An 11,450-nucleotide genomic window follows, 5' to 3' on the forward strand; every position below is an offset into this window, starting at 1 on the left:
GCGCATAGGGTCCGTCGAAATCCGACACCGCGATCGCCGCCCCTCCTGCGATACCTTTCGCGGGAACTTGCGCCAAAACCTGCCGGTGCCCGGCGCTGATGGCGAGCAGCAGCGTGGCGGCAGCCACACATCCTGTGAAAAACTTCATCGTCGACACGCTCCTGTCAGGCCCCCGAATGCCTCGCGCCCTTTCGCTTCTTGCGGCGTGGCGCGCCTTTCGAAGGGTTGATCCGAAGCTTCATTTGGGATTTCGGCGCCCACAGGGCCGAATTCGGGCGCGTTGCTTCAAAACGGGGCCGCGCAACTTTCGGAAAGCGATTGATTGACATATCGGGAATCGGGACTTCCACGCGCTTGTGTGATAGACAAAAATTTGGCAAGGTGACGGTTAGGACAGGAAGACTGTCTCAATTTTGCTTGCGGTTCCGGCATAGGGATTGCAACGAAAGTCGGTGCTTTCGAGCACCATAAGGCAACAGGCAAAGCCGTTCTCGGGGACGAAGAACGCCTAGGCCTGAATTTAAGAAAATGCGGCTCGCAGCGGACGAGCGGTGACCCAGAGGCGGGTGCCGCGGAACGCCCAAGGTGCGCCGAAGATGGCGGTGAGGCAGCTTGCCGCACGGAGAGGATTGGAACAATGAACGGGTCGCAATTCGAGAGCGCAAACATCGTGGCAGAAGAGCTGTCGGCGACGGTCGCCTCGAAAACGACCGATCCGATTCAGGAACACAATTCGCGCCCGCCGGCCGTTGGCCTCTACGATCCGAGCCTGGAAAAGGATTCCTGCGGCGTCGGCTTCATCGCCAACATCAAGGGCAAGAAGTCGCACGAGATCGTCGCGGACGCGCTGAGCATCCTGTGCAATCTCGAGCATCGCGGTGCGGTCGGCGCCGACCCGCGCGCCGGTGACGGCGCCGGCATCCTGGTGCAGATCCCGCACGCCTTCTTCAGCCGCAAGGCGAAGGAGCTCGGCTTCGCATTGCCCGCACCCGGTGAATACGCCATCGGCGCGCTGTTCATGCCGCGCGACACCGCCTGGCGCAACGTCATCAAGAGCATCATCGCCGACCAGATCAAGGAGGAGGGCCTGACCCTGCTCGGTTGGCGCGACGTGCCGACCGACAATTCCTCGCTCGGCGTCACCGTGAAGCCGACCGAGCCGGCCTGCATGCAGGTGTTCATCGGCCGCAACGGAACCGCCAAGACCGAGGACGAATTCGAGCGCCGGCTCTATATCCTGCGCAAGTCGATCTCGCAGGCGATCTATCAGCGTCGCGACCGCGGGCTTGCCGGCTATTACCCCTGCTCGATGTCCTGCCGCACCGTGATCTACAAGGGCATGTTCCTCGCCGACCAGCTCGGCAAGTACTATCCCGATCTGCACGAGAAGGATTTCGAGAGCGCGCTCGCCCTGGTGCATCAGCGCTTCTCGACCAACACCTTCCCGGCGTGGTCGCTGGCGCATCCCTATCGCATGATCGCGCATAATGGCGAGATCAACACGCTGCGCGGCAACACCAACTGGATGGCCGCGCGCCAGGCCTCCGTGAGCTCCGAGCTCTACGGCAAGGACATCAACCGGCTCTGGCCGATCTCCTACGAAGGACAGTCGGACACCGCCTGCTTCGACAACGCGCTCGAATTCCTGGTGCAGGGCGGCTACTCGCTGCCGCACGCCGTCATGATGATGATTCCGGAGGCGTGGGCCGGCAATCCGCTGATGGATGAGAAGCGCCGCGCCTTCTACGAATATCATGCCGCGCTGATGGAGCCGTGGGACGGTCCCGCCGCGATCGCCTTCACCGACGGTCGCCAGATCGGCGCCACGCTCGACCGCAACGGCCTGCGGCCCGCGCGCTATCTTGTCACCAAGGACGACCGCATCGTGATGGCGTCCGAGATGGGCGTGCTGACGATCCCCGAGGACCAGATCATCACCAAGTGGCGGCTGCAGCCCGGCAAGATGCTGCTGGTCGACCTCGAACAGGGTCGCCTGATCCCGGACGACGAGATCAAGGCCGAGCTCGCCAGGAGTCATCCCTACAAGGAGTGGCTGGAGCGGACCCAGATCGTGCTGGAGGAGCTGCCGAAGGTTCCGACCACCGGCGTGCGCTCCAATTTGTCGCTGCTCGATCGCCAGCAGGCATTCGGCTACAGCCAGGAAGACATCGCCATCCTGATGACGCCGATGGCGGCCACGGGCGAGGAAGCCGCGGGCTCGATGGGCAACGACACGCCGATCTCGGCGCTGTCGGACAAGGCCAAGCCGCTGTTCACCTACTTCAAGCAGAACTTTGCGCAGGTCACCAACCCGCCGATCGACCCGATCCGCGAGGAGCTGGTGATGAGCCTCGTCTCCATCATCGGACCGCGGCCGAACCTGTTCGATCTGCAGGGGCTTGCCACCACCAAGCGTCTCGAAGCGCGCCAGCCGATCCTGACCGACGCGGATCTCGAAAAGATCCGCTCGATCTCGGATGTTGCCGAGTCACACTTCAAGTCGCGCACGCTGGACACCACCTTCCACGCCGGTCTCGGCGCGGCAGGCATGGACCAGGTGCTCGACGAGCTCTGCGCGCGCGCTGAAAGCGCGGTGCGCGAGGGCGTCAACATCATCATCCTGTCCGACCGCATGGTCGGCACCGACCGGGTGCCGATTCCGGCACTGCTGGCCTGCGCCGCCGTGCATCATCATCTGATCCGCGTCGGACTGCGTACCTCGGTCGGTCTCGTCGTCGAATCCGGCGAGCCGCGCGAAGTGCATCACTTCGCCTGCCTTGCCGGCTACGGCGCCGAAGCGATCAATCCCTATCTCGCGTTCGAGACCATCGTCGCGATGAAGGATCGCCTGCCGGGCTCGCTCGACGATTACGAGATCGTCAAGCGCTACATCAAGTCGATCGGCAAGGGCCTTTTGAAGGTGATGTCCAAGATGGGCATCTCGACCTACCAGTCCTATTGCGGCGCGCAGATCTTCGACGCGGTCGGCCTCAAGGCCGACTTCGTCGCAAAGTTCTTCGCCGGCACGCACACCCGCGTCGAAGGCGTCGGCCTTGGCGAGATCGCCGAGGAAGCCGTGCGCCGTCATGCCGACGCGTTCGGCGAGGCGCAGGTCTACAAGACCGCGCTCGATGTCGGCGGCGAATACGCCTATCGCAGCCGCGGCGAGGACCATGCCTGGACCGCCGAATCGGTGTCGCTGCTGCAGCACGCCGCGCGCGGCAATTCGCAGGAGCGCTATCGCGCCTTCGCAAAGATCCTCAACGAGCAGTCGGAGCGGCTTCTGACGCTGCGCGGCCTGTTCCGGATCAAGAACGCGGACGAAGAGAAGCGCAAGCCGATCCCGCTCGACCAGGTCGAGCCGGCCAAGGACATCGTCAGGCGCTTCGCCACCGGCGCGATGAGCTTCGGCTCGATCTCGCGCGAGGCCCACACCACGCTCGCCATCGCCATGAACCGGATCGGCGGCAAGTCGAACACCGGCGAAGGCGGCGAGGAAGCCGACCGCTTCAAGCCGATGCCGAACGGCGATTCCATGCGCTCGGCGATCAAGCAGGTGGCCTCGGGCCGCTTCGGCGTCACCACGGAGTATCTCGTCAACTCCGACATGATGCAGATCAAGATGGCGCAGGGTGCCAAGCCCGGCGAAGGCGGCCAGTTGCCCGGCCACAAGGTCGACGCGACCATCGCCAAGGTCCGTCACTCGACGCCGGGCGTCGGCCTGATCTCGCCGCCGCCGCACCACGACATCTACTCGATCGAGGATCTGGCGCAGCTCATCTACGACCTCAAGAACGTCAACCCGACGGGCGACGTCTCGGTCAAGCTCGTCTCAGAGATCGGCGTCGGCACGGTGGCCGCGGGCGTTGCCAAGGCGCGCGCCGACCATGTCACCATCGCGGGCTTCGAAGGCGGCACGGGTGCGTCGCCCCTGACCTCGATCAAGCACGCGGGCTCGCCCTGGGAGATCGGCCTTGCCGAAACCCACCAGACGCTGGTGCGCGAGCGGCTGCGCAGCCGCATCGTGGTCCAGGTCGACGGCGGCTTCCGCACCGGCCGTGACGTCGTGATCGGCGCACTGCTGGGCGCCGACGAGTTCGGCTTCGCCACCGCGCCGCTGATCGCGGCCGGCTGCATCATGATGCGCAAGTGCCATCTCAACACCTGCCCGGTCGGCGTAGCGACTCAGGACCCCGTCCTGCGCAAGCGCTTCACCGGCCAGCCCGAGCACGTGATCAACTACTTCTTCTTTGTCGCCGAGGAAGTCCGCGAGATCATGGCTTCGCTCGGCTTCCGCACCTTCAACGAGATGGTCGGCCAGGTTCAGCTGCTCGACCAGACCAGGCTGGTCGCGCATTGGAAGGCCAAGGGCCTCGACTTCTCGAAGCTGTTCGTCAAGCAGAAGGAAGAGAAGGGCCAGAAGATCTATCACTCCGAGCGCCAGAACCATCATCTGGAGGCGGTGCTCGACCGCTCGCTGATCGAGAAGGCAACGCCTGCGCTCGACCGCGGCGCGCCTGTGAAGATCGAGGCCAACATCAACAGCACCAACCGCTCCGCGGGCGCGATGCTGTCCGGTGCCGTCGCCAAGATCTACGGCCATGCCGGCCTGCCGCACGACACCATCCATGTCAGCCTCAAGGGCACCGCGGGCCAGGCCTTCGGCGCGTGGCTCGCCCACGGCGTCACCTTCGAGCTTGAAGGTGAAGGCAACGACTATGTCGGCAAGGGCCTCTCGGGCGGCAAGATCATCGTCAAGCCGCCGGCCAACAGCAGCATCGTGCCGGAAGAAAGCATCATCGTCGGCAACACCGTGATGTATGGCGCGATCCAGGGCGAGTGCTACTTCCGCGGCATCGCCGGCGAGCGTTTCGCCGTGCGCAATTCCGGGGCTGTGGCTGTCGTCGAGGGTGCGGGCGATCATTGCTGCGAATACATGACCGGCGGCATCGTGGTCGTGCTCGGCAAGACCGGGCGCAACTTCGCAGCCGGCATGTCCGGCGGCATCGCCTACGTGCTGGACGAGACCGGCGATTTCGACAGGCTGTGCAACATGGCGATGGTCGACCTCGAGCCGGTGCTGTCGGAGGAGCTGATCAACGCCGGCACCTATCACCACTCCGGTGACCTCGAGGCGCACGGCCGGGTCGACGTGTTCAACAACCTGCTCGCCTCCGACGTCGAGCGGCTGCACGTCCTGATCTCGCGCCATGCGAAAGCCACCGGCTCCAAGCGCGCCGCCGACATCCTCGCCAATTGGAAGGAATGGCTGCCCAAATTCCGCAAGGTGATGCCGGTCGAATACCGGCGCGCGCTGCGCGAAATGGCCGCCAACGCGGACGCCGAGCCGAAAATCGCGATCGGGGCGTAAGAGAAAGCCCTCATGGCGAGGAGGCGCGGAAAGCGCCGTCTCGAACCATGAGACCACCATCCGGGCCTCTATCCTTCGAGACGCGGCGCGAAGAGCGCGCCGCTCCTCAGGATGAGGAGTGAGAGAACAAAGAACTTAAGCGGCAGGGACTTCGGGTTTAATGGGCAAGATCACGGGTTTTCTGGAAATCGAACGGCACGACCGCAAGTACACCCCGGTCGCCGAACGCGTGAAGCATTACAACGAGTTCGTCGTTCCCTTGACCGAGAAGGAAACGCGCGACCAGGCCGCGCGCTGCATGAATTGCGGCATTCCCTATTGCCACGGCACCGGCTCGGTCGCGCCCGGCACGCCCGGCTGCCCGGTCAACAACCAGATCCCCGACTGGAACGACCTCGTCTACCAGGGCAATTGGGAAGAAGCCTCGCGCAATCTGCACTCGACCAACAATTTCCCGGAGTTCACCGGGCGCATCTGTCCGGCGCCGTGCGAGGCCTCCTGCACGCTCAACATCGACGACAACCCCGTCACCATCAAGACCATCGAATGCGCGATCGTCGATCGCGCCTGGGATAATGGCTGGCTCAAGCCGGAGGTCGCAGCCGTCAAGACCGGCAAGAAGGTCGCGGTGATCGGCTCGGGTCCGGCCGGCATGGCCTGCGCCCAGCAGCTGGCGCGCGCCGGCCACGACGTGCACCTGTTCGAGAAGTACGCCAAGGCCGGCGGCCTGCTGCGTTACGGCATTCCCGACTTCAAGATGGAGAAGGGCGTCATCGACCGCCGCGTCAAGCAGATGGAAGGCGAAGGCGTCACCTTCCACTACAACAGCCATGTCGGCGTCGACGGCAATGTCGATCCGCGCGAGATGCTCAACGAATATGACGCCGTCGCGCTGACCGGCGGCGCGGAAGCCCCGCGCGACCTGCCGATTCCCGGCCGCGATCTCGCCGGCATCCACTACGCCATGGACTTCCTGCCGCAGCAGAACCGCCGCGTCTCCAGCGAACCCCAGAACGGCGTCCAGGAGATTCTGGCCGGCGGCAAGCACGTCGTCGTCATCGGCGGCGGTGACACCGGATCAGACTGCATCGGCACCTCGCTGCGCCAGGGCGCGCTCTCGGTCACCCAGCTCGAGATCATGCCCGCCCCGCCCGAGCGCGAGGACAAGGGCCTGACCTGGCCGAACTGGCCGCTCAAGATGCGGACGTCCTCCAGCCAGGCCGAAGGCGCCGTGCGCGAATACGCGGTGCTGACCCAGAAGTTCACCGGCGAGAACGGGCAGGTCAAGAAGCTCCACTGCGTCCACGTCGACGACAAGTTCAAGCCGATTGCCGGCACCGAGTTCGAGCTCGACGCCGAACTCGTCCTGCTCGCCATGGGCTTCGTGCACCCCGTGCACGAGGGCCTGCTCAAGATGCTCGCGGTCGAGCTCGACCCCCGCGGCAACGTCAAGGCCAACACGCTGGACTACCAGACCTCCCGTCCGAACGTGTTCACGGCCGGCGACATGCGCCGCGGCCAGTCGCTGGTGGTCTGGGCGATCCGCGAGGGCCGGCTTTGTGCCCGGTCGATCGATACGTTCCTGATGGGGAAGACGGATCTGCCGCGGTAGGTGAGGCGCGCGCTAGCAGCCCAACCGAGACTGTCATCGCCCGCGAAAGCGGGCGATCCTGTATTCCAGAGAAGCTAAACGTATACGGATAAGCCGCGGCGTACTGGATGCCCCGCCTTCGCGGAGCACGACAGCGGAATCAATTCTGCAACCTCACCCCGACCATCATCACCGTCCCCGACGAACTCGAGCCCGCCTGGTTCGAATCCAGGATGTCGTGGCGCAGCGTGCCCTTGACCCAGATGTTGCGGTTGAGCTTGTAGATCAAATTGCTCTCGAACGAGTAGGTCTTGTCGTTGCGGTTCTGGCCCTGGTAGTCGAGCGTGCCGTAGGTGAACTTGCCCACGGCCGTCAGCCAGCGGCGGAAGTCGTGATCGACTTCGGCCGAATAGGTGCGCACCAGGACGCCCGAGGAGCCGGGGATGGTGGTCTCGGCGATCTGCGTGTCGGTGAAGAATTTCACCGTGGTGAGGCCGCTCGCGTTCCAGATCAGCGAGCCCGAGGTGAGGAAGCCAGCGAGCTGGCTGAGACGCGGGTCGGTGTAATTGCGCGCGGAATAGCCGACCGAGATTTCGCCGGTGAGGATGCGCGAGAATTCGAAGGACGAGCCGACCTTGGCGTAGCCGCCGTTTGAATCGCGGAAATAACCGTTGCGGTCGGCGGCCTGGTCGTGGACGCGGGTGTCGCCCTGGATCTCGACGAACGGCTTCAGGCCGGGCTTGAGGTCGTAGGAGAAGCGCCCGATGCCGCCATACTGGTTGAAATCGCGATCGCCGTTGCTGAAGGTCGAGCCGTCGGTGAGCTTGGAGTCCGTGTAGGCGGTGCGATCGACGGTGGCACCGGCGGCGACCTGGAAACGATTGAAGGTCTGGTCGAAGCCGACGGTGGTGCCGTAGGCGGCGTAGACCGGATATTTCTGCAGGCCGGCCTGCACGTTCGGGCTGCCGGGATTGTCGGTGGCGAGCCGCAGGCGCAGCTGCGAGGTCAGCTTGAGATCGCGGTCGACGTCGAGGCGGCCGTCGACATGGCCGGTGAAGTCAGGACGATTGATCTCGACCGGCGAAGGCGAGGCAAAGCCGTCGATCGTCGCCGGCATGTTGTTGGTGTAGCCGGAGAACGAGCCGCGCAGATCGGCGACCAGCGCGTGGCGCTCCCAGTCGGACATCACCAGCAAATCGGGTGCGACGACGTAGACCGGCGAGCCGATCGGCTTGTTGAGACGCGCAGGATTGGTGTCGTAGCCGGTGGAGAGCTCGAGCCCGCCTTTGATCAGGAAACTGCCGGCGTAATCGCCGACGGCTCCGAACGCATCGTCATCTGCCTTGAGGCGGCGGCGCAGCGGCTGTCCGGGCACGGTGCCGGCCATCGCCGCCGGCACCGGCGCCTTGTTGGCGGATGCGGATGGCGGCGGCGCGATTCTGGGCAGGCCGAGCGTCGACGGCGGCGGCACCGTGGTCGGCGCCGGCGAGCCGGGACCGGCCGCGCGCTTCGGCTTCGGCTGGCCCGGATAGAGCTTGGGTTGCTGTCGCTTGCGGTTGAGCGAATCATAGCCGGAGCTGCTCGCGCCGGTGGCGGCGGGCAGTCCGTAGGTCGGGACCTGACCGACGCGCGAGGTCGCCGGCCGTTCGCGGGCCTTGCGCGGATCGGCATTGGGATCGGGCAGCGCCGGCAACGCATCCGGCGGCGCCTGCGGCACGCCCGCCGTGCGGCGCGTCGGCAGCGTCTCGGGCGCGGCGAAGCCGCCGCGGTTGGGATTGAACAGATCGGGCGTGAGGCTCTGGCCGGCCGCGGGCACGCTTCCGAGGACCGTCAGCGCAAGACCCGGCACAAGGCACGGCAAAGCCGCGCGCAGGAACTGCGCGCGTTTGCTCCGGCCGGTGCCTGGAGACGACCCCACGATGGAATAACTCCAACGAAATCAAACACTTTCACGGTGACCTCCGCCGGTTGGCGGGAACCATCATTAATGGAGTTAAAACAATTATGGTTAATGACCGGTTGAGGGCTTAGGCGCGCTCGTCGCCTCCACCGCCGCGGCGTGCTAATGAGGCGCCGACCGGGCGAACGCCCCTCCTCCCTGGACCAGTACATGCCGAGTTCGAAACCGCTGATGACCGCATCATCCGGCCCCATCCCCGACAGCGTCGAATCCGCGCTCCGCACCCTGGAGACGGAGAGCGGCGGCATCAACGCGCTCGCAGCCGCCCTGCGCGGCCCGCTCGGCGCGACGTTCGCGAAGGCAGTCGACCTGATCCGCAACGCCAAGGGCCGCGTCATCGTCACCGGGCTCGGCAAGTCCGGCCATATGGGGCGCAAGATCGCCGCGACGCTGGCCTCGACCGGCACGCCCGCCTTCTTCGTGCACGCCGCCGAGGCCGGCCACGGCGACCTCGGCATGATCACCACCGACGACGTCATCATGGCGCTGTCCTGGTCCGGCGAGCAGCCGGAGATGAAGAACCTCGTGAACTATTCGGCGCGGTTCGCCATTCCCATGATCGCGGTGACGTCGAACGCGGCGTCCTCGCTGGGACAAGCCGCCGACCTCGTGATCGAGCTGCCGAAGGCGCGCGAGGCCTGCCCGCACAATCTGGCGCCGACCACCTCGACCCTGATGCAGGCCGCGATCGGCGATGCCCTGGCGATCGCGCTGCTCGAAGGCCGCGGCTTCACCGCGCTGGAGTTCGCGCATTTCCACCCGGGCGGCAAGCTGGGCGCGATGCTGAAATTCGTCCGCGACTACATGCGCACCGGCGCCGAGATCCCGGTCAAGCCCCTGGGCACCAAGATGTCGGAGGCCGTGGTCGAGATGTCGGCCAAGGGCCTCGGCTGCGTCTGCATCGTCAACGAAGCAAACGAGGTCGCGGGCATCATCACCGACGGCGATCTGCGCCGCCACATGCGCCCCGACCTGCTGACGGCGTCGGTCGACGAGATCATGACGAAGCAGCCGAAGACGGTGCCGCCGTCCATGCTCGCCACCGAGATGATCGAGGTGCTGAACACAAGCAAGATCACGACGCTGGTCGCGACCGAGGCGGGCAAGGTGGTGGGCATCGTGCATCTGCATGATTTGTTGCGGGCTGGCGTGGCGTAGCGCCCTCTCCCCACTCGTCATTGCGAGCGGCTTGTCCGCCGAAGCTCGAAAAGCGAAGGCGGAAGCGAAGCAATCCAGACTGCCGCCGCGGCAACAGTCTGGATTGCTTCGTCGCAAGGGCTCCTCGCAATGTCGGGGAGAGACTTATACCGGAAACCGCGCCGCGTTCTCCTCCAGCGGCAGCCGCAGCCCGTTCGCCAGATACGACACCGTGCGATAGAAGCCGCACAGCAGCATGATCTCCAGAATCTGCGGCTCGTCGTAATGCGCCGACAGCGCGGCGAACTCTTCATCGCTGAACGTCGCGCGGTGATGCAGCGCGTCGACCGCTGCGATCAGCGCCTGTTCGGCCGGCGACCAACACGGTGACGTCGCATCGCCCTGCACTGTGGCACGCACCTCGTCTTCGGCGAGCTTCGCCGGCCCGGCGAAAACCGCGACATGCACGCCCCATTCATACTCGCATCTGTTCAGCGCGCAGGTGCGGTCGATGACGATCTCGCGCTGGCGCAGGGAGAGCGGGCCGGGATCGAGCAGGCCGCCGGCGCGAAATTTGTCCCAGGCGCGGCGATGTCCCGCCATCACCCGGAACAGCACCAGCGGCGGCGCGCCGCGCATGATGCGGTCGAACTGCGCCTGGATCTCCGGGGGATAAGGCGGCGTGAGCGGGGCGATGCGCGGCGTGGACTGGGACATCGGCCGGCTCCTTTGCTACATTTATTGTAGCAATACGCTACACTATCCGTAGCACGACGCAAGAGGGCGGCGATGGCAAAACAGGCAGCATCAGGAAGCGTCCGCGGCTCGCGCACCGGGCGGCCGATCATGGCGCTGCTGGACCTGCTCGGCCGGCGCTGGAGCCTGCGAATATTGTGGGAGTTGCGCGGCGAGCCCCTCACCTCCCGCGCATTACGAACCGCCTGCGACGAGGCCTCACCAACGGTGCTGCAAGCGCGGCTGACGGAGCTGCGCGAGGCGGGATTCGTGGAGCTGGGTGAAGGCGGAGGCTATGGGCTGACGCTGCTCGGGCGGGAATTGTGCGAGACGTTCATGCCGCTGCACCGGTTCGCGGAGAGGTGGCAGGGGTGAACGCGAGAGCGGCCCCCACTTCCTTCTCCCCTTGTGGGAGAAGGTGGCGCGAAGCGCCGGATGAGGGGTACGTCTCCACTCGCAAGATAGTTCGTGAGGATGGAGACCCCTCACCCGTCTCGCCGCTACGCGGCGAGCCACCCTCTCCCACAAGGGGCCTGTTGCGTTATCGGCTTTTGAAGTTGAGGACGGCAGGAGAAGGGCCGTGGTTACGGCAATTGCCAGCCAAGTCTGTAGTGGTCGCCCTCGGCGGGCGGCTCAGGCCGCGATCGTGGCCCACC

General features: G+C 65.4%; 6 protein-coding genes. 4 read left to right on the forward strand and 2 right to left on the reverse strand.

Features of this window, described 5'->3' with window-relative positions; all coding sequences use genetic code 11:
* The first annotated feature begins 637 nt into the window (after positions 1 to 637).
* Positions 638 to 5,371 (forward strand): glutamate synthase large subunit, encoded by a 4,734-nt coding sequence (gene gltB, locus CV770_RS39000; protein WP_104466092.1) that lies wholly within the window; start codon positions 638 to 640, stop codon positions 5,369 to 5,371.
* 160 nt (positions 5,372 to 5,531) lie between these two features.
* Positions 5,532 to 6,983, forward strand: coding sequence for a glutamate synthase subunit beta (locus tag CV770_RS39005; RefSeq protein WP_104466093.1), 1,452 nt, complete (start codon positions 5,532 to 5,534; stop codon positions 6,981 to 6,983).
* A 139-nt stretch (positions 6,984 to 7,122) separates the two neighbouring features.
* Here CV770_RS39005 and CV770_RS39010 read toward each other — a convergent pair whose 3' ends face one another.
* Positions 7,123 to 8,880 carry an outer membrane beta-barrel protein gene (locus CV770_RS39010; RefSeq protein WP_104466094.1) on the reverse strand — a complete coding sequence of 586 codons (1,758 nt, stop codon included), beginning with the start codon at positions 8,878 to 8,880 and terminating at the stop codon, positions 7,123 to 7,125.
* Between the two features lie 192 nt (positions 8,881 to 9,072).
* On the opposite strand from CV770_RS39010, the gene CV770_RS39015 reads away from it, so the two are divergent.
* Entirely contained in the window at positions 9,073 to 10,080 is a 1,008-nt protein-coding gene (locus tag CV770_RS39015) for a KpsF/GutQ family sugar-phosphate isomerase (protein ID WP_104466095.1), read from the forward strand.
* 144 nt (positions 10,081 to 10,224) lie between these two features.
* Here the strand turns inward: CV770_RS39015 and CV770_RS39020 are convergent, their stop codons facing one another.
* Positions 10,225 to 10,776 carry a carboxymuconolactone decarboxylase family protein gene (locus CV770_RS39020; protein WP_104466096.1) on the reverse strand — a complete coding sequence of 184 codons (552 nt, stop codon included), beginning with the start codon at positions 10,774 to 10,776 and terminating at the stop codon, positions 10,225 to 10,227.
* A gap of 72 nt (positions 10,777 to 10,848) precedes the next feature.
* On the opposite strand from CV770_RS39020, the gene CV770_RS39025 reads away from it, so the two are divergent.
* Entirely contained in the window at positions 10,849 to 11,169 is a 321-nt protein-coding gene (locus CV770_RS39025; RefSeq protein ID WP_104466097.1) for a winged helix-turn-helix transcriptional regulator, read from the forward strand.
* The last annotated feature ends 281 nt before the right edge of the window (positions 11,170 to 11,450 follow it).

Origin of the sequence: Bradyrhizobium sp. AC87j1, from assembly GCF_002936975.1 — a bacterium.
GTDB classification, from domain to species: Bacteria; Pseudomonadota; Alphaproteobacteria; order Rhizobiales; family Xanthobacteraceae; genus Bradyrhizobium; species Bradyrhizobium shewense.